The organism is Nitrospira sp. T9 (assembly GCF_052156535.1).
GTDB lineage: Bacteria > Nitrospirota > Nitrospiria > Nitrospirales > UBA8639 > Nitrospira_E.
This window is the reverse complement of the sequence record NZ_JBQKUP010000042.1, coordinates 238,173-257,392: the sequence shown is the minus strand read 5'-3', so window position 1 is coordinate 257,392 and position 19,220 is coordinate 238,173. Positions and strand designations below refer to the sequence as shown.

The following is a 19,220-nucleotide window of genomic DNA, read 5'->3' as shown; positions in this document are numbered from 1 at the left end:
GGAGACTTGCAACGATGAAAGCCGTAATATTAAGTGCTGGACAGGGAAAACGGTTACTCCCGCACACAGCCGAAAAACCCAAATGTACCGTTCCTGTCAATGGACAACCCATTGTGAAACGGCAAATCCAAGCACTCCTTCGCGCGGGAATCGATTCCATTCACATTGTGGTCGGGTTTGGGGCTGAAAAGGTTGAAGCTCTTCTAACCGAAGAAATTGCCTCTGGCTCTGTCCGCACCATCTATAATCCATTTTTTGCGATGGCAGATAATTTGATGAGCTGTTGGGCGGCTCGGAACGACATGAGTCAGGATTTCCTATTATTAAATGGGGATACCCTATTTGAATCAGCCGTTCTTGATGGTCTGTTGCAGGCTCCCTCTACTCCCATCACCTTAGTGACCGATGTGAAAATTCGCTACGATGCTGACGACATGAAAGTCATCGTACGTGGCTCACAATTGGATCGAATTGGCAAAACCCTGCCCATCGAACAGGTGAACGGAGAGTCCATCGGCATGATACGATTTCAGGGCAATGGACCTAAAATCTTTCTTTCCACGTTAGACCAACGAATTCGCAAACCCGAGGCGCTCAAGCAATGGTATTTATCACTCATCGACGAATTAGCCCAAAAGGGTCATGTGTCGACCTTTTGCATCAAAGGGTTGAAGTGGGCTGAGATCGACAATCCTTCTGATTTAGAACAAGCGGAGCGTCTATTCAAAAATTAGCAATCGCGAAAAGCCTTTCATTGATTGCTCGCGCTAGCTGATTGTTGGAAGATTCTGATCTGCCAGCACCTGTGATGTACCACAACCATTCCCTGCTAGAGGGGTTTTTGTCGTTTCGCCAAGATTTCTTCCGCTAAGGAAAGATCTTCAGGAGTATCCACATCGATGGCCGCTTCAGGAAACGGAAGCAGAACTTCTTGCACATGAAGATTGAGCTTTTGCCCCAGCCGTCTTAGAGCTTCTGCAAGGGACAACCAACCAAGCACATAGCGGACTAGGGCCAGCCCCCCAAGCGTTCGAATCAGGCGAAGGGGATGCTTACGCTCACGCTCAACCCGGCTCCAAAACTCCACCATTCGCTTAGCCTTTGGTGTACAGAGAACAAACAAATTGCATCCACAGAACCCTCCGCCCGTCAGTCGAGTGACCGTTCGCTTGGATTGAGGATAGGACGCCACAACCAGGGAATACGGCACCAGACCTACGGCCACATCCATCTGCTTTTCCTGGGCTTCACGCAGAAAATAATTCACCATATCTGGTGTTAACAGGGCATGGTCCGCTGTCGTGACCAGGACAGGGAATTCCTGAGGATGTTCATTGAGAAACCTCGCAACGCTTAGACTCGGACCTTGGGCAGGCTCCACCCACTGTACCGCTCCTGACGCAATCAATGTCCCTAAAAACGAATTATCTTGCACCGTTTTCCAGGAAGGCCCGCATACAATTCTTTTTCCCACTCCGTCCGATTGGGCTAAGGTCTCTAATACACGGGAGATCATAGGTTTCCCACCAACCTGCGCCAGAACCTTATTGGCTACCCCTGCCATCCGGGCCACTGGGTCTCGACCGGTTCTGGCACCAGCCAATACCAGAGCCGTGACAGGTTGGTGTTCAGACCCCATATGTCCTCACGAAACAGATATCTGCGATGATTGAAGAGGCTTCTCATAAATTCTATAGGTCTTGTATGGTTCGGCTCCAAGGGATTCCAGAATGTGGCGCATGCGTTTATTCCCTTCCAAAATCCAGGAGGTTTCGATCTGCTGGATATTCTTACGAAGGCCAGCTTCCCTCACAGCTTCAATCAACCCATAGGCCATCGCCGCCCCCATGGGACTGGATTGGAATCGTTTACGCACTCCCATTAAGGCAACCCGGGCCGACCGGGGATAGGTGGCTTTCAACCGCCATAAGATTTTTAGCCACCCCCATGGGAACAGCTGCCCATTCAGATCTCGAATGACCTCATGTATATTGGGAAAGGCAACCAACATCGCCGCTGGCTCTCCATCGATTTCAGCGATCTGCACAAAATCATCTTCGACCAAAAGTTTAAGCTGCTGACCGATCTCGGCAAATTCGGCATCGGTAAATGGAAGAAACCCCCAATTGTCTGACCAGGCCTCTTCGAAAATATCCTTGATAATCGCCAAATCCTCTTTCAGATGCTTCCGCCGTAACGGACGAATGCGCATCGAGGTTTTCGCTTTTTTGAGAAACAGGGACACTCCAGGGGGAAAACTAAAATGTATTCCAATCCGATAGGCTAGAAGGTCTTGGGCCTTTTGATAGGCATTTCGTTCAACCAATTGCCCGTAGTAAGGTCTGGCATGGCCCATCATAATCATGGGCGGTGAATCAAATCCATCGACCAACAAACCACATTCCTGATTGATGGACAAATTAAACGGCCCCCGCACATTCGTCATCCCATGAGTCTGAAGCCAGGTTTCGGCAGTCTGGAACAGCGCCTGAAAGACACTGTTTTCCTCCTCTGCTTCAAGCAGGCCAAAAAACCCCGTCTGATCCTGATACTTGCCGAGATGCAGGTCGTCGATCTGGGCACAGATTCGACCAACAGGTTCCCGCCCGCGATAGGCTAGCCAACATTGCCAACGAGCATGCTGAAAATACGGATTTTTCGCGGAAAAAGTATGAAGCCGCTCAATCCATAGAGGTGGAACCCAATGAGAATCTGAGGCGTACAACTTCCAGGGAAGACGAATAAATTCTTTGAAGGCGGCGCGGTCGGTGACCGGTTCAACACGAATCAAAACGCCTTTCCCCACCCATCTTGGCACACTACTTGAGTCAAGGAAATCAGGATTCGTGAGGTGAAATAGGCGTCACTATTCTGAATGGGCATGCGTCTTTTATGGCTTTTGTTCGGATAGTTGGGCCACCCAGGGATAATGAGATCGTTCCTGATCCGCATAGCCCAAGTTGGAAACAGTCTGACTGAACGGCACGTCTTCGGCATTCCCATATTCACTTCCAAATATCCGATCACAGAACAGACTCGTGATGCCAAAGTTTCCTTTTTCATTATGAAAATGATGCAGTAAATGGTGTCGCTTGACCCGCCGTAAAAATTTACTCTTAGGACTCACGCGTAAATGCTGCATGCAATGGCAGAATTCATACACCATAAAACACGCCAATCCTGTCGCAAAAGAAAGAGCAGCCCCTACCCAGCCCCCAAGACTCATTCCAATGGGGAAAGTGGCCACAACAATCGTCGGTAGGGTGGTTGAGCCTGCTCCGAACAACACCCGCAAATCATTGGGATCTTGGTGATGATCAAAGTGAATCCGTTTCCACAAAGCTGCCGTCCAAGGCGACCGATAAAGATATCGCCCATGTAAAATAAACCGATGTACAGCATATTCCACGAATGGGTAAGCCAGCAGAGTCCCCACGATACTTCCTGCCACACGCAATGGAGAAACAGGGAAATAAGGGAAAACCACAAAGGCCCCGATAATACTACAAGCCAATAACACCGCATATATCTGAATACTCGGGTATAGAATGTACGCCCTCCTTAGATCGCGAAATGTCATGCGATCAAGGAGATACTTTTCACGATACCATTGACTGGTTAACACCCCGGAGCCTCCATCCCTTTTTGCATTTGTCCACTGCCATCAATCCACTATCACCTGACTTGCCAGGAAATTACTCATGCATCAATTATAGAAACCTTCAGAAGAAGCCACAAGAATACCCAATCCTGAAACGATACCTCCAATTGCAAGTGATCATGGGAAAAAGCCATAAGTTCTCTTATCAACACATAAATACCTGCCTCACTTCCCTTTGGGTTCAATGCCTAACCTTGCCACATGAAAATGTTGAAATCCGGTTCTGACACAAAAGCCTGGCTATATTCCGACGTGCCGCGCAGGATGACCACCTGGGCTTATGGGAACGGGGGGCTCCATTGCCTCATAGACACAAGGATAACTCTTTGGGTATAAGGGCGTGCTCATGAACACCACGATGAAAAAATTCGGGTATCCTAACGCCTGCCTCAAAGAGTTTTCCCATTGGGTGGTGCTCTTACGTCCCCAACAGGTAACTCTTGGCTCACTGGTCTTAATTTGTCGAGAGGAAGCTACCGCATTTTCCCAAATTAGTACGGAGGCATTTACAGAACTGCCAAAGATCATACGTGAGATTGAGGTAAGTGTCTCACGCACATTTGCCTATAGCAAAATAAATTACCTTATGTTGATGATGGTTGACCCAGAGGTTCATTTTCATGTCATTCCCCGATATGACACACCTCGATTATTTTCTCAACAGCAATTCCTTGACCACGGATGGCCTGGGCCACCACTTCTTAAAAATTCGAATGACATATCGGAAGAGGTATACCAAAACATTTTAAATCATCTCAAAAATAGCTGGATCCATGAGCTCGAAAACTAATTGTAAATACTTAAAAACAGAAAAAAACGTGTTGCAAAATAGACTCAATTTGCGGTTTTTTTGCTACAACTTAATGTGAATAAAAAAATTTATTTTCACTTTTCCTTCGTTCTTAGCAATTAACCGACAAAAAATAATGGCATTACAATTGCTTACTTAGTTAAATGCTTTTTAGCAAACCATTAGGAATAATGCTGCCTTTAATCCTTGAGATAGAATGAACGCTACACCGACTCATCACCAACTCAGACTAAAACATGGGAATTTCTCCACCCTTTCAGAAGCCCTTGACTATGCGGCTGCAGGAGAAACCGGCTGCAATTTCTATTCAGGAAGGGGCAAACTCACCCACGTCCTGACATATGCCGACCTGAAACAACAGGCGCAAAATCTTGCTAGAAGATTGAACGGATTGGAATTAACACGAGGGGCCCGTGTAGCTCTCATTGCTGATACCACCCCAGATTTCATTCGATTCTTTTTTGCCTGTCAGTATGCGGGACTGATTCCAGTTCCTCTCCCGATTTCATTGCACTTAGGGGGGCATCAGGCATACGTCACCCAACTTAGACGGCTGCTCGATAGCTGCCAAGCCTCTATTGCCATGGCACCTGAAGGCTTCTTGCCATTTTTGGAGGAAGCAGCAACCGGGATGAACCTGGTCATCATTGGAGGTCCGGAAACGTTTGCCTCGCTAGAAGAAATACAAGGTCCGCTCAGCCCACTCGAGCCTCAAGAATTAGCCTATATTCAATACACTTCCGGGAGCACCCGTTGGCCTAGAGGTGTCGAGGTCACTCAAGCGGCCGTGATGACCAATCTCTCCGGAATCATTCAGCATGGCTTACAAGTTCAACCTGGCGATCGTTGCGTCTCCTGGCTTCCCTTCTACCATGATATGGGACTGGTCGGATTCGTTCTTGGCCCAATCGCTTCCCAGCTTTCTGTTGATTATCTGAGCACACGCGATTTTGCCATGCGACCGCGTCAGTGGCTGGATTTAATGACAAAGAGTCGGGCGACAATTTCATTCAGCCCCTCTTTTGGATACGAGCTCTGCGTGCGAAGACTGGGCGAAGACTTTAATGAACACTATGATCTCAGTTCCTGGCGAATTGCCGGTGCTGGAGCAGAAACAATTCGTGCAGATAGCCTCTCACGTTTTGCTAAAACTCTGAAGACCAGCGGGTTTAAACCTGAAGCATTTCTGGCCTGCTATGGGATGGCTGAATGCTCTTTGGCAATTAGCTTTGCTCCCTTGGACAAAGGCCTCGAGGTCGACAGAGTTGACGCAAATCAGCTTTCCAATAACAGACTAGCCATGCCCTTTGTTCCAATCTCGACTGATGAGGAGCAGGCTCGATGCAGCAAATTTGTAAATTGCGGAGTTCCTCTCCCCGGATATGAAGTCGAAATTCGAAATATGACTGGAGAGGTGGTTAAAGAACGAGAAAGTGGAATCATTTTTGTTCGTGGGGCAAGCACCATGACGGGATACTTCAATGATCCCATCCTGACCCAGGAGGTTCTTTCCACCGATGGCTGGCTCAATACGGGCGACATCGGCTATTGGGTCGAAAACAGCCTCGTCATTATTGGTCGGTCCAAAGATATGATTATCATTAATGGACGAAATATCTGGCCTCAGGACCTAGAATTCATGGCAGAGCAACAGGCGGAAGTCCGACCTGGTGATTCATCTGCTTTTTCCGTTTCCACACCAGACGGCCATGAGATCGCTATTATGGTGGTTCAATGTCGTGAAATGGATAACAAAAAACGAGAAGACTTGGTTCAGCGGCTACGATCCTTAGTGCACAAAGAGTTGTCTATTCCATGCTATATTGAACTCATCCCACCGCGGACACTTCCGCGGACGTCATCTGGAAAACTATCTCGATCTCGTGCCAAAGCGGACTTCCTCACCCGCATTCAGTGGGAAGAGGTGACCACACACTTGTCTACCACCGCTAGGTCTGCCTAAGACCGGGCACCTTTCCATACACGTCCTCCACGGTCTATGCGCACTACCGTTGCCCTAACCGGGGCTTCCGGTTTCATTGGGGGAGTCATCGCACAACATTTAAGGAAAGGCGGATGGCACGTGCGTGGACTCGCGCGCTCTCCCCGCCAGGCTCAACAGCTCGAGGACCTGGGAATCACACCGGTCCAAGGCCAATTGGAAGATCCTGCCAGCCTGTTAACCCTAGTCAAAGACTCGATTGGTGTCATTCATTGCGCAGGAGCGATTCGAGGTGTGAGTCGAGAAGACTTCTATCCGACCAACGTGATGGGAGTTTCTAACCTGATTCAAGCCTGTCTTGCACAGTCCTCTCTTCCACGGTTTGTTCTTCTCTCATCCCTCGCCGCTCGTGAGCCATCACTCTCACACTATGCATGGAGTAAATATGAAGGTGAATCGGTTTTAATCCGTGAAGCGGGGTTATTGAAGTGGAGTATTTTTCGTCCACCTGCCGTCTATGGACCGAAGGACCGTGCGCTGCTCCCCCTCTTTACTTTGTTACGCAAAGGGATTGGGGTTCAACTCGGGCCCTCCCAGGCCAAATTCTCCTTAATTCATGTCGAGGATCTCGCCAACGCTATTCTTCATTGGCTAAAAACCGGAGACCCGCCCTTTCAGACATTTGAGATTGATGATGGCTTCCCTGGGGGATATTCCTGGGAGGATATTTTTCGCCTTTCCAACCCCCGCCTCCGCCTGTGCTTGCGCATTCCACCAAGCTTGTTACAACTAGGAGGGAAAAGTAATGAAATATGTTCCCGCCTCTTTGGATATACTCCCCTTTTCACCCGCGGGAAGGTTGCTGAACTCCTCCACCCAAATTGGGTCTGTAATAGTTCTCACGCGACGCAGACCCTTGGCTGGACGCCACAAATCAGCCTCAAAGAAGGCTTGCGTCGATTGTTCACATCGGATAGGCTCATGCCATTCCATAGGAATTAGCACAGGTCCGTTCTCTTCATCCATCAAGAAGGCTATTATATGATGAGTTATTCCGACATCCTTCCCCAACTGTTCGACACTCTCAAGCCTTTCACCAAACAGGGCTTTCGGTTAAAAGAATCAACCGAGCTGGTCGCCGAGCTGGGATTGGATTCCTTACAAGTCATGCAAGTCCTTTTAAAAATCGAAGATCATTTTGATATTTCCATCCCTCTGAACAATCTTCCCAATATCCGAACAGTCAAGGACCTTGGGGAAGAGATTGAGAAGTTGCTGAAAGGGTAATCATGTCACTATTTGACAAATTTCTTCCCATTCAAGAAGCCAGAAACGAATTACTGAAAAGTGGGGTCAACCCCTTTCACATCACCGTCGAAAAGATCATTTCTCCGACAGAAGCCATCATCAACGGCCGCAAGACCATTCTGGTTGGTACCAATAATTACTTAGGATTGACCTTTCACCCTGACTCCATTCTAGCCGGCCAACAGGCGCTTGCCCAGGAAGGAACAGGCACCACCGGGTCGAGGATGGCCAATGGATCTTTTGCGAGCCACAAGGCGCTGGAACACGCCATCGCGGATTTCTATGGTGCGCCCTATGCGATTGTCTTTTCTACAGGCTACCAGGCCAATCTTGGAGTACTTTCTGCTCTAGCAGGCCCAGGGGACACTATTTTGATAGATGGGGACTCCCATGCCAGTATTTATGATGGATGCCGACTTGGAGGCGCAGAGATTATCCGGTTTAAGCATAACGACGTGGCAGATTTGGAAAAACGGCTCCGTCGATTGGGGGACCGAAGTTTCCGGACCTTAATTGTCGTTGAGGGCATTTATAGCATGCTGGGAGATCGAGCTCCGTTGGCTGAAATTGTCGAAGTGAAGAAAAAATATGGGGCCACCCTGATCGTTGATGAAGCGCATTCATTGGGGGTACTCGGACAACATGGTCGTGGCCTAGCCGAAGAAACAGGAGTCGAACAGGACGTCGATTGTATTGTCGGGACATTCAGCAAAAGCCTGGGCTCGACGGGGGGGTTCGGCGTAAGCTTCCATCCCGAATTCGAATTAATCCGATACACCAGTCGACCCTATATTTTCACCGCTTCCCCATGCCCATCAGTTGTTGCTTCGACACGAGCAACCATTCGCATCATCCAGACTCACCCAGAGCTCCAGCAGCATCTGTGGACCAATTCCCGGCATTTGTATGAGGGGTTAACGAAGAGTGGGTACATGCTTGGGGCGGAGGTCGGACCGATTATTGCCGCAATGGTCCCCAATAAAGAATTGGCTCTCGGCATGTGGCAACAACTTTTGGAAAATGGGATTTATGTCAACCTCATGATTCCTCCTGCCACTCCAAATGGCGAATGCCTTTTGCGCTGCAGTGTGAGCGCCGCTCATACACATAACCAAATTGAAAAAATTATTTCGGCATTTGCTGATTTATCCCATGGAACTCAAACCCATATCAGCCCTGCTCACCTACAACCAGGTGCGACTCTCAATTAAAAAATGCTAGCGTTTGGATTACCTGTCAAAACAACGATTTTGATCATTCCCCAAATGTCCAATGTCACGTCACCGCTCTAGACCCAACGGCATCAGGGTAATTCCCGAAAAAATCATCTTAGAGGTCAGAGAAGGCATAGCTTCCTCTGGAAAAAGTCCCGTTCGAATTTTCGTTGGAAGCGAATCGGCCCAAGGCCGAGCCGAACGCATCCTCATCTGGTCGATTGAACAGGTTCGGGATCCGGCTCGAGTATACGAAATTTATCTCATGAAGGAATTAAAGGGATTTGACCGACGCAAATGGCTCACGGGGTTCACAAATTATCGTTTTGCGATCCCGGCATTTGCGGGCCAGGCAGGGCGAGCGATTTACAACGATGTCGATCAAATCTACCTGGCGGATCCTGGAACATTATTCGACCACGATTTGAACGATCATGGCTTTCTCTCCATTGCACGGAATGATACTTCGGTGATGGTCATGGATTGCCAAAAAATGGCCCCCGTTTGGTCCCTTGAGGCGGCAAAATTCGAGAAAAAAAACGCGATGGTGCAGCGCGCCTTGGAAGTGCCCAACCTCTGGGGTCCATTGGAACCTGAATGGAATGCCCGTGATGAAGAATATCGGGCAGAACAATCTAAAGTCCTCCATTATACGGCTCTCCATACGCAACCTTGGCAGCCCTTTCCTCAGGAATTTGTGTACCAAAAAAGTCTCGAGGGCGATGTTTGGTTTAATTTGGAGCACAGTGCCAATCAAAGGGGATTCCTGGTATTTTCTCGGAAACATCCCTCCTCCCTATTTACAGAATTTGCTAAACAGACGAGAGATCTCCGGAACATTGCCCCGACGAAACTATCTCCTTTCCAGGATGTCGAGACCATACACGAACTTCAAGAAGGGATGCGCACCCTCCAGGCCAAGTCGCTTCTGTATTGTCATTTTGGGCAACTGTTCGAAAATGTTCCCGAACACCTTCGGGCTACAGACCTTTCCTCATTAACCATGACCACAATGGATCTTTGCCAGGAAGACTCTGGCCCTCTGCCTTCCCGACAATTCGACCTGGTCCTGTCACCGGGAGGGCTTCATCTCGTCCCAGATGAAGATATCCCGTGGATTATCGAAGAAATGTTTAACCGTGCGCATGGCATGGTCTATATAGCGATAGAAATTACCAACTCCGACCAATCCTATTCTGCTGAAACTCCCCACGCCTGCTTGAAACAAACTATTAACCGGTGGATGAGTCACCTTGAATCAATTGGCGCCCGCTATCCGGCTATTCACTGGAGGCTGGCGTTCCACACAGAAACACCTAAGGGAATTCCGCAAAGATATATCCGTTGTGGAGGTCATTGGATCGGTTCTCCCCCGCGAACCTGGATACTCTCAGACGGCAAAGTTGGACATACCACTCAATCAGAAGTACTCGCGAAGTCGTTGGGGTGGCCTTATGAAATTAAACAGTTACGGTTTTACGGGTGGCATAAAATCCAAAAACTCGTGTGGGGTTTATTCCCTCCAAATATGATAGGCGTAGATAGAGTTCACTCTTCCCCTCTCTGCCCCCCATGGCCAGACCTCGTGATTTCTACCGGATGGCGACCGGCACCAATTGCCAGATGGATTCGCGAACAAAGCCAGGGGAAAACCCGTATCATTCAATTGGGGCGAAAAGGAGGATGCTCGGCTGACCTATTTGATGTGGTCATTACTCCATCCTATTACGGCTTCCCTCCACATCCACACCGCATCGAGACGGTGGCCCCCTTGAACGAATTAACTCAGGACAGTTTGGATAGGGTGAAGCAGCGATGGCCAAATCTTTTCGACAACGCTCCCCATCCTCGCATCGTCTTCGTCGTGGGAGGTGCCACGGCACGGTTCAAATTTACCCCGGATATGGCTCGCACGATTGGAGGCCAACTCAAACACCTTGCGCAAAAATGCCATGGGAAAATTTTTGCCGTCACGTCTCCCAGAACGGACAAAGACCTGAGTCACGCTTTTGAGTCAACATTGCTCCCTGATCATTGTGTGCATAAATGGAAGCCAAACCAGCCTGACAATCCTTATTTCGCCTATTTGGCCGGTGCCGATGTCATTATCGTCACAGGAGAAAGCGAATCCATGCTGGCGGAGGCAGCTTCTCTGGGCAAGCCGGTATATATTGTCCCACTTCCGGAAAATTCCCCAACATGGAAAGTACGGCTCAGTGAGAAGATTATTCAACGAGCCCAATCCCAGCCCTTGAATAAACGGGGAACGGCCCGTCCACAGCAGGGTTTGGAACGGCTTTGCGCTCGGTTGATACGTGCGGGTTTGGTGCAACCACGACGAAACCTCACCATGCTGCATGACTCCCTTATCAAGAATGGGATAGCCCGGCCGTTCGGAGAACCCATTACAAACGGAACACGCCCACAATTAAAGGAAACGGAAACGGTCGCCCGAAAAGTCAAAGCCACTCTTGGAATCTTTGATCACCGATAACTAAAGTCACCATCAGCACAACCGGAGCAAAACGCTCTCCGTGCTCGGATATGTATGAAATGACAAAACCGCGACGCCGTCTGACCATTCCCGTTGAAGTCTTTAATAGGGAATTTGACGCCAAAGTTTTGCTTTCCTGCTTCGCCGCAGAGCGTGGATTTACCGTCATTATTGGGGAAAAACACGAAATTCAACTCAATCTGGCCGCGTTACCCAAATCCATCTACCTGCCCACCAATCTTCATAACCGGAATGCCATCGTCTTCTCTCTTCTGGCGCAATTGGGGCACTCATTGGTAGGAACGGACGAGGAAGCCATTGTGTATTGTTCGCCAGAAGTGTATGTGAAAGAAAAATTGGGCTCGACAGAATTTTCCCGGCCAAACCTCTTTTTAGCATGGGGACCAGAAAATGCCAGAATCTGGAAATCACAGCCCACATATAATGGAATGCCTCTGCATATAACCGGAAATTCACGGGTAGACTTACTACGGCTGGAAATGCGCCAATATTGGACACCGCAAGTCGAAACAATCCATAAAAAATTTGGGAAGATCATCCTGATTAATACCAATTTTGGTAAATTGAACCACTTTAGGCCCAACAAGGGCGCTGAAAAGGAGGCGCTCGAACGAGCGGCAGTTTCACCATCGGACGTGGACGAATTTGATCTGGGAATGGCCAGGCACCGTCTGGCGCTATTCCATTATTTTCAGGAAATGGTCGGCCAAATGGCCGCAGCCTTTCCCGGTCATACCATCTTGATCCGTCCTCATCCCTCTGAAAACCACGAGACATGGAAACAGGCCGCCAACGGATATACAAACGTCCAGGTGCATATAGAAGGACATGTCATTCCTTGGCTATTGGCGGCCGATGCCATCATTCATAATAGTTGCACCACCGGCTTGGAAGGGTATGTTCTGAAACGTCCCGTTTTTTCTTATCAGCCGATCATCTCCGACCGTTTTGACAAACAACTCCCAAATGCCGTGAGCCGCCAAGCAACATCCTCCCGGGAATTAATTGAACTTATCAAAACAACCTTTTTAGGTGATCAGTCTCCACAGGAAAATGGCTCTGAAGTCAAAACACGGTTAATTGAACAATATCTTGCGGCCCTCCAAGGGCCGTTTGCCTCAGAAAACATCGTGAGTACTTTAGAAACATTCGACACCACCTATTCACCCTCGACCCCGAAATGGGGAACGGTATTCGCCGCAAAATCTCAGGCCCTCGGCAGAAAATTACGACGCCAATTCAATGCTCAATTTCGCATGGGGGATCAAAACCGATCACAACGCTACAATTATCTGAATCATATTTTCCCTGATATCACCCTAGCGCATATCGAAGAACGCATTGAGCGCTTGCAACACGCGTTAGGGAGATTTCACCACACACAAGTCAGGCCCTTGCACGACAATATTTTTGAAATATTTCGCAACTAACTTCTCCATCATGAAGAATGCCTATAGCCGCAATCATGCTGAACATGTATGGGCATCCATATACCGGATCTGGTGAACACTCTAAGGAGGATACATGTATAACGTAAAAATTTTTGGAGCCGGGTCTATCGGCAACCATTTGGCTCATGCATCCCGTTCCCTAGGTTGGAACGTCACGATATGCGATGTGGACCAAGCGGCGTTGGACCGAACCAAGCAGACCATTTATCCGACTCGTTATGGAAAATGGGACGAGGCCATCAAGCTTTCCCTGGTCAAGAACGCCCCGAGAGGAGGATTTGATCTCGTGGTTGTTGGAACTCCTCCAGACTCCCACCTCTCCCTGGCACTTGGGGCTCTTGAGGAAAAACCTAAAGCCATTCTTGTGGAAAAACCTCTCTGCCCCCCGAACTTGGAACAGGCCCAAGCATTACAGAAGATGGTGGTCGAATCTGGCACATTCGCCTTTGTGGGATATGACCACGTGGTGGGAAAGGCCGCGCATGAAACACTCCAAGCCGGTCGCCAATTATCCACCATTGAAACCATCGACGTGGAATTTCGTGAACATTGGGGCGGCATCTTCGCAGCTCACCCATGGTTACAGGGCCCACAGGACAGTTATTTAGGGTTTTGGAAACGGGGTGGAGGTGCCAGCGGGGAACATTCCCACGCGATCAACCTATGGCAATTTTTGAGTGGGGGCCTGGGGAAAGGCCGCATCACCGAAGTATCCGCGACACTGGATTATGTCCAGACAGATATGGTGGAGTATGACAAACTCTGCCTGCTTAGCCTGAGGACTGAAGCAGGTTTACTCGGAAGGGTGGTGCAGGACGTTATTACCTCCCCTTCCAGGAAGTGGGCAAGGATTCAAGGAAATGACGGTTTCGCAGAGCTCACCATCGGGCACCAACCAGGGGTCGACAGAGTCGATTGGAAAACCGGTGGCGATGACACCCAATTCCGTACCATTCAAAAATCGCGACCGGATGATTTCATCTGGGAATTACAGCACATCGAGGACGTCATGACAGGCAAGACTAAAGATTCCGTCCTTTCATTGGAGCGAGGCCTGGAAACCATGCTGGTGGTCGCCGCCGCGCATCTCTCGTCAGCCAAGAAACGCACTGTGCGCATAGATTACCGGAAAGGCTATACACCAGAGGCACTAGAATTGCTGTAGATCTGCCAGAGGAAGGGGAAACGCATGATAGACCAAGATTTTAATTTCCATGATTTATTCATATTGGATCTGGCCAATAACCACCAGGGAAGTGTAGAACACGGCCTGGGAATCATCCAATCAACGGCTGAGGTGATCAAACGGCACCAGGTCCGGGCAGCGATTAAATTCCAATTCCGCCAACTCGACACCTTCATTCATACAGATCATCAGTCAAACAGCGAGCTCAAATACATCCAACGATTTCAATCCACCCGATTGGACCAGACCCAGTTCCAAACATTGCTCAATGAAGTATGGGCCCAAGGGCTGCTAGCCATGTGCACCCCCTTCGATGAAGAGTCTGTCAATATTGCCGTCGACATGGGTTTTAATGTGTTGAAGGTCGCCAGTTGTTCAGCCAAGGATTGGCCGCTTCTTGAGGAAATTGCCGGCGCTGGGCCGCCGGTCGTGTGCTCAACCGGTGGTCTGACATTAGAGGATATCGACAATGTGGTGAGTTTCTTCCAACATCGGGCCGTACAATTCGCGCTCATGCACTGTGTGTCGGTGTATCCAACTCCTGACCCCTTGATGAACTTGAATCAAATTCAAATGTTACGCAACCGGTATCCTAATATTCCTATCGGCTGGTCCACACATGAAAACCCGGGTGATACCGTCCCTGTTCAAATTGCGGTCGCTCTTGGAGCCAGACTTTTTGAACGGCACATCGGATTGGAAACCGAATCCATCAAATTGAATGCCTACTCGTCCACCGCACAACAAGTAGACTCCTGGCTGGAAGCCTATCATCGGGCAAAAGTATTGTGTGGCCCAAAAACCCGTCCACCGGCCTCCGAAGTGGAACAGTCCTCCTTGGACGGCCTTCGTCGGGGGGTTTTTGCCAAACGATCCATTAAAAAAGGCCGGGAACTCACACGGGACCTTGTGTATTTTGCCATGCCCTACGTCGAAGGGCAGATGGAAAGCGGAGCATGGAAAGAAGGCTATACGGCCGTCCAGGACATAACGCCGGACCAACCGGTCATGCGGGACGCTGTCGAGATCACCCTCAATCAAGGTCTCGTGACTCTTAAACAGGCGATTCACGAAGTCAAAGCCTTACTCAACGAAGCCAACATTCAATTAGGCAGTGAGTTTAAAGTCGAATATTCGCACCACTACGGCCTTGAAAATTTCCGGCAAACCGGCGCGGTCCTTATCGAATGCATTAACCGGGAATATTGCAAAAAACTCGTCATTCAATTGCCCGGACAGCGACACCCCTCGCATTATCATGCGAGAAAGGAGGAAACATTTCAAATACTGTTTGGCATCCTCCACGTGAATATCGACGGATATCCCCGCATTTTGCATCCCGGTGAAACCATTCTCATACTACCCGGAGTATGGCATTCCTTTTGGACAGACACCGGGGTTGTCTTTGAAGAAGTGTCCACCACCCACTATAACAATGATTCCTTCTATGCCGACAAACGAATTAATAAGCTGCAACGATCTGAGCGGAAAACAATGGTCGATCATTGGGGTCGGTTTCAAATCGCCCAGCAGCCAGCAGCGGAGAAGGCTCCCGAAGTGCCATTGCCCGATCCTCAGGCGCAATGATTGCTTGCGTCACCTTCGATTTTGACGGAACGCTGGTTGATTCCAACCAGGTGAAGGTTCAATCCTTTTATAAGATTGTCGAGAATTATGATCCCAGCGGATACATCGTTACCGAAGTTCTTCAACGGTGTTCTCATAAGGATCGGTACGGAATAACCCTTGAGCTTGCCCGGGAATTCATGGCGAAAGGTCTTATTCCGCCCCACACAAGCCCGGAGGTCCTCGGCTCACAATGGGCCGAGACTTACACAACCATCTGCGAAACGGCCGTTGTCGGATGCCCGGAAGTCCCTGGAGCCTCAGGGATACTCTCATGGCTTTTGAATCAAGAAATTCCTCTATACCTCAACTCAAGAACGCCGGCCACCGCCCTCAATCACCTTGTGACCCTTCGAAACCTTACCCACTATTTCTCTGGAATATATGGAGCCCCCGCAAGTAAACTCGAAAATTTGCTGCACATCCAAGAGCTCACTCAGGCAAAACCGGAGGAAATACTCTTTGTCGGAGATAGTGAGGATGACCGGAAGGCTGCAGCTGAATTTGGCTGCCACTTTGCCGGAATCACTCTGGATGGTAACAGCCGATTCACACAGATACCACCACTCCATATGACAAATCTGGCTGAACTCAAAGCAATCGTGGAGAATCTTCAGGAGAACCGAAATGACCTTGCCCCAAACTATTGAACATCTAAACGCCGCCTTTCATTAGAGATTCTTTACACTTTTGTAACAGGAAGTTATGATTTGGACAAAACCGATGACGATATCATCAACGGCGTGTATCGCTAAAAAGCTCACATGATAGGTACTCAACGCATTCTGGCTGTATGCCCAGCCAGGGGCGGCAGCAAAGGAATTCCGCTCAAGAATCTGACTCCATTTCTTGGAATCCCGTTAGTTGCCAGAGTTGGCCAGTTGGTGAAAGAAATCCCCATCATCGATCGATCGGTGGTTTCGACCGATCATCCTGAAATTGCCGAGTGTGCGAAACAATCTGGGCTAGACGCCCCTTTCTTCCGGCCTCCGGACCTCTCAGGTGACCGAATATCGGACGCGCCGGTATTGATCCATGCGTTAGAAGAAATGGAGCGCCTGGATGCTGTGCGATATGACATTGTGATCATGCTCCAACCGACTTCCCCTCTTCGTCGACCAGAGCATGTCATACACGCCATTGAGATGCTGGTGAACGAACAGTGGGACGCCGTATGGACCCTGTCCGAAACTGATTCTAAGTCACACCCTCTCAAACAACTGACCCTGGACTCAGGCAGAATCGACTATTATGACCACGACGGGAGCCAAATCATTGCCCGACAACAACTAACTCCGGTTTATCACCGTAACGGAGTGGCCTATGTCATGACACGAAACTGCCTTCTGGAAGGAAGGAGCATCATGGGGAAACGGACTGGTGCGCTCCTTCTCGATGAGTATCTGGTCAGTATCGATACCATGTGGGATTTGGAGCTTGCCGAATACATTTATGCCAAAAATCAGGCATAAGATCTGAATCCAAACCAAGATGCGGATGAATCATCTGTGAATCAGGGGTCATCTCGTAGGTCGAATGGCTTCATTGCAATGCATATCCCTTATGTTCAGCCCCGAACAGACCAACCGAATCAGTTTCTCAAAATTTCACCTTTCCTCTTTAGGCAAGGAATGGTGTCTTGAGTAATTTCCTAGACCAACCCTTTCAGGCAATGGATCAAGATCGCGTCATAAAGGGAAACTGTGACCTCTGTGGTTCGACAGAAGCCTGTGTTGTTACAGAACCATCGGAACTGAATTGTCGAATTGTCATTTGTATTCGCTGTCAATTGATGTACGCGTTTCCACAAATTGAGCAGGAGGATTTGGACAGATTCTATGAGAGTAGTTTTGCCAACGACCCTGGCAGCCGCAGTAGGCCTGGGGAAGGAATCGAAGATGAAGATGACATTCAAAAACAGGATGCCGTCGCGGAGTGGGGTTTGAACATCATCAACCGTTTCATACAGGTTAAAGACAAACGAATTCTCGATCTGAGATGCCAAACCGGTGCACTCTCGGCACGGCTCAGGGCCGGGGGGGCGAGAGTATTCTGCGTAGAACCATTCCAAAAAAACAGATGGTATGCCAGCGAGCGACGCGGATTATCCGAAATCGTTCCCTTGCCATTTTCCCGGTTCTCCCAGTTGCCGATTCCCTTTCAGGGACCCTTCGATGCGGTTAATGTCCTGACACATCATGTCCTGGCCCATGTCCTGTCCCCCCGCCTGCTCCTGGAAAAAATTTTCAACATACTCACTCCAGGTGGCTATCTCTTTCTTGACGAAAAGGATGTGCTGAGGCCGGCCCGATACAAAACCGGATCGGTGTTTCAATCTGGTCCCGTCCATCAATATCATCTCACCGCACAGACCACAGCCCAATATCTCAAGGCATCCGGCTTTGTATTAATTGAATGCACGATTGACAACGGCCGGACAAGCGATTTTCATCACATCCGGGCCATAGCACAAAAGCCTGACCCTCAAAAATTTTCCGGGGTACCACCTCAAACCATTCGGTATGATTCATCCCTAGAAAGAATCAGAAGGCGATTATGGTGGCTCAAGCAGACATGGACACTTCGACAGCTCTCTTTCTTAGGAAAACGAAAAACAAATAAACTTCTGCGTCGGCTGCGACGACGGATCACCTCAAAATAACATTCAGAGCATTACTCCTTAACGAGAAAATTTAAATCGAGATAGCCAATGTTCAGAGATTAAAAATCTCATGCCATCAGTGACACTCCACCTAACAAGTGTGCTGACATTCTGGAATAAAAGGATGAGGGCAAAGGGTCAAGGGATGAAGGAAGTTGAGTTGCAATGACCGCTCTCCTCCAGGCAGGTGGGGCAGAAGTTTTACCTGTTGAACCCTTTCAGGCCAATCCAACTATGCCAGACAGGTTCTGGAATTTTCCACCGTTTACGATTTGTCGTTTTCCCGGTTCCATCTAATTCTTCAGCCAGAAAACGGGCAAGTTGATGTCGTGAATGTGCTTAACTATCATGCCTTGGCTCACATACTCCAGCCATGGATTCTTTTGGAACCGATCTTTACCGTACTTACTCCCGGAGGATATCTCTTTCTGGACAAAAATATGTCCTCCATCTAGTTCGACGCAAGAAACGGTCCGCACTTAATTCAGGGACTGCGCATAAACTCCAACTGACCATGTTTACAATCGCGCGCTACTTTCGCTTCACGTGGCTCAAGGTGTTGAGATACGAAATCGACAAACACCGAAGCTGCGTTTTCCCACGCAAACCCCCGGCAGAATGAGAAACCACCGAATTTATAACTCGCCAGATTGATGTAAAGGATGGGCACAGCCTCCAAGTTATTTACCAATTCTTGTGGTGGCTTGAATGCATCGGGGGTATATGCCTTCCCATGAAAGGGTCAAAAAAAAGACGCATCGAGTGTTCCGTCGGCCTGGATTTTAATACTCCTTAGGGTATGGTATGGAAAACGAGAAGCAAAAAACCAAGAATGCTGCGCCGG

Annotated in this window: 16 protein-coding genes; 13 read left to right on the top strand and 3 right to left on the bottom strand. The window is 49.0% G+C overall.

The features are described 5' to 3' along the window. Positions 1–14: 14 nt before the first annotated feature. On the top strand, positions 15–734 hold the full coding sequence (locus ACTRXD_RS20620; RefSeq protein ID WP_442433657.1) for an NTP transferase domain-containing protein: 720 nt from the start codon (positions 15–17) through the stop codon (positions 732–734). A gap of 95 nt (positions 735–829) precedes the next feature. Here ACTRXD_RS20620 and ACTRXD_RS20615 read toward each other — a convergent pair whose 3' ends face one another. From ACTRXD_RS20615 to ACTRXD_RS20605, 3 genes are all read right to left on the bottom strand, one after another. Further along, positions 830–1,639, bottom strand: coding sequence for an NTP transferase domain-containing protein (locus ACTRXD_RS20615; protein ID WP_442433656.1), 810 nt, complete (start codon positions 1,637–1,639; stop codon positions 830–832). A gap of 6 nt (positions 1,640–1,645) precedes the next feature. Next, positions 1,646–2,791, bottom strand: coding sequence for a GNAT family N-acetyltransferase (locus ACTRXD_RS20610; protein WP_442433655.1), 1,146 nt, complete (start codon positions 2,789–2,791; stop codon positions 1,646–1,648). 99 nt (positions 2,792–2,890) lie between these two features. Further along, positions 2,891–3,625 carry a sterol desaturase family protein gene (locus tag ACTRXD_RS20605; protein ID WP_442433654.1) on the bottom strand — a complete coding sequence of 245 codons (735 nt, stop codon included), beginning with the start codon at positions 3,623–3,625 and terminating at the stop codon, positions 2,891–2,893. 382 nt (positions 3,626–4,007) lie between these two features. Here ACTRXD_RS20605 and ACTRXD_RS20600 point away from each other — a divergent pair, with 382 nt between their 5' ends. The 12 genes from ACTRXD_RS20600 (at position 4,008) to ACTRXD_RS20545 (ending at position 18,376) form a co-directional block, all read left to right on the top strand. Then, complete coding sequence (locus tag ACTRXD_RS20600) at positions 4,008–4,451, top strand: HIT family protein (RefSeq protein ID WP_442433653.1); 444 nt, start codon at positions 4,008–4,010, stop codon at positions 4,449–4,451. A 217-nt stretch (positions 4,452–4,668) separates the two neighbouring features. Further along, entirely contained in the window at positions 4,669–6,435 is a 1,767-nt protein-coding gene (locus ACTRXD_RS20595) for a fatty acyl-AMP ligase (RefSeq protein WP_442433652.1), read from the top strand. Between the two features lie 36 nt (positions 6,436–6,471). Next, the gene (locus tag ACTRXD_RS20590; protein WP_442433651.1) at positions 6,472–7,416 is read left to right on the top strand and encodes an NAD-dependent epimerase/dehydratase family protein; all 945 of its coding nucleotides are present in this window, start codon (positions 6,472–6,474) and stop codon (positions 7,414–7,416) included. Positions 7,417–7,455: 39 nt separating this feature from the next. Beyond that, positions 7,456–7,701, top strand: a complete 246-nt coding sequence (locus tag ACTRXD_RS20585) for an acyl carrier protein (RefSeq protein ID WP_442433650.1) — start codon at positions 7,456–7,458, stop codon at positions 7,699–7,701. 2 nt (positions 7,702–7,703) lie between these two features. Continuing rightward, positions 7,704–8,933: a serine palmitoyltransferase gene (gene spt / locus ACTRXD_RS20580; protein ID WP_442433649.1), complete on the top strand. Its 1,230-nt coding sequence runs from the start codon at positions 7,704–7,706 to the stop codon at positions 8,931–8,933. Between the two features lie 61 nt (positions 8,934–8,994). Then, entirely contained in the window at positions 8,995–11,430 is a 2,436-nt protein-coding gene (locus ACTRXD_RS20575) for an ELM1/GtrOC1 family putative glycosyltransferase (protein WP_442433648.1), read from the top strand. A 59-nt stretch (positions 11,431–11,489) separates the two neighbouring features. Continuing rightward, complete coding sequence (locus ACTRXD_RS20570) at positions 11,490–12,881, top strand: surface carbohydrate biosynthesis protein (RefSeq protein WP_442433647.1); 1,392 nt, start codon at positions 11,490–11,492, stop codon at positions 12,879–12,881. Positions 12,882–12,975: 94 nt separating this feature from the next. Continuing rightward, the gene (locus tag ACTRXD_RS20565; RefSeq protein WP_442433646.1) at positions 12,976–14,067 is read left to right on the top strand and encodes a Gfo/Idh/MocA family protein; all 1,092 of its coding nucleotides are present in this window, start codon (positions 12,976–12,978) and stop codon (positions 14,065–14,067) included. Between the two features lie 24 nt (positions 14,068–14,091). Then, positions 14,092–15,675, top strand: a complete 1,584-nt coding sequence (locus ACTRXD_RS20560; protein WP_442433645.1) for a D-lyxose/D-mannose family sugar isomerase — start codon at positions 14,092–14,094, stop codon at positions 15,673–15,675. After that, positions 15,672–16,364, top strand: coding sequence for an HAD family hydrolase (locus tag ACTRXD_RS20555; RefSeq protein ID WP_442433644.1), 693 nt, complete (start codon positions 15,672–15,674; stop codon positions 16,362–16,364). The genes ACTRXD_RS20560 and ACTRXD_RS20555 overlap by 4 nt, the downstream gene beginning before the upstream one ends. A 114-nt stretch (positions 16,365–16,478) precedes the next feature. Beyond that, complete coding sequence (locus ACTRXD_RS20550; RefSeq protein ID WP_442433643.1) at positions 16,479–17,186, top strand: acylneuraminate cytidylyltransferase family protein; 708 nt, start codon at positions 16,479–16,481, stop codon at positions 17,184–17,186. Positions 17,187–17,353: 167 nt separating this feature from the next. Beyond that, the gene (locus tag ACTRXD_RS20545) at positions 17,354–18,376 is read left to right on the top strand and encodes a class I SAM-dependent methyltransferase (RefSeq protein WP_442433642.1); all 1,023 of its coding nucleotides are present in this window, start codon (positions 17,354–17,356) and stop codon (positions 18,374–18,376) included. Positions 18,377–19,220: the final 844 nt, after the last annotated feature.

What these genes read in the sequence shown, in the direction of transcription:
- ACTRXD_RS20620 (WP_442433657.1), top strand. Translation starts at nt 15, where the DNA reads ATGAAAGCCGTAATATTAAGTGCTGGACAGGGAAAACGGTTACTCCCG.
- ACTRXD_RS20615 (WP_442433656.1), bottom strand. Translation starts at nt 1,639, where the DNA reads ATGGGGTCTGAACACCAACCTGTCACGGCTCTGGTATTGGCTGGTGCC.
- ACTRXD_RS20600 (WP_442433653.1), top strand. Translation starts at nt 4,008, where the DNA reads ATGAACACCACGATGAAAAAATTCGGGTATCCTAACGCCTGCCTCAAA.
- ACTRXD_RS20595 (WP_442433652.1), top strand. Translation starts at nt 4,669, where the DNA reads ATGAACGCTACACCGACTCATCACCAACTCAGACTAAAACATGGGAAT.
- ACTRXD_RS20590 (WP_442433651.1), top strand. Translation starts at nt 6,472, where the DNA reads ATGCGCACTACCGTTGCCCTAACCGGGGCTTCCGGTTTCATTGGGGGA.
- ACTRXD_RS20585 (WP_442433650.1), top strand. Translation starts at nt 7,456, where the DNA reads ATGATGAGTTATTCCGACATCCTTCCCCAACTGTTCGACACTCTCAAG.
- spt (WP_442433649.1), top strand. Translation starts at nt 7,704, where the DNA reads ATGTCACTATTTGACAAATTTCTTCCCATTCAAGAAGCCAGAAACGAA.
- ACTRXD_RS20575 (WP_442433648.1), top strand. Translation starts at nt 8,995, where the DNA reads ATGTCACGTCACCGCTCTAGACCCAACGGCATCAGGGTAATTCCCGAA.
- ACTRXD_RS20570 (WP_442433647.1), top strand. Translation starts at nt 11,490, where the DNA reads ATGACAAAACCGCGACGCCGTCTGACCATTCCCGTTGAAGTCTTTAAT.
- ACTRXD_RS20565 (WP_442433646.1), top strand. Translation starts at nt 12,976, where the DNA reads ATGTATAACGTAAAAATTTTTGGAGCCGGGTCTATCGGCAACCATTTG.
- ACTRXD_RS20560 (WP_442433645.1), top strand. Translation starts at nt 14,092, where the DNA reads ATGATAGACCAAGATTTTAATTTCCATGATTTATTCATATTGGATCTG.
- ACTRXD_RS20555 (WP_442433644.1), top strand. Translation starts at nt 15,672, where the DNA reads ATGATTGCTTGCGTCACCTTCGATTTTGACGGAACGCTGGTTGATTCC.
- ACTRXD_RS20550 (WP_442433643.1), top strand. Translation starts at nt 16,479, where the DNA reads ATGATAGGTACTCAACGCATTCTGGCTGTATGCCCAGCCAGGGGCGGC.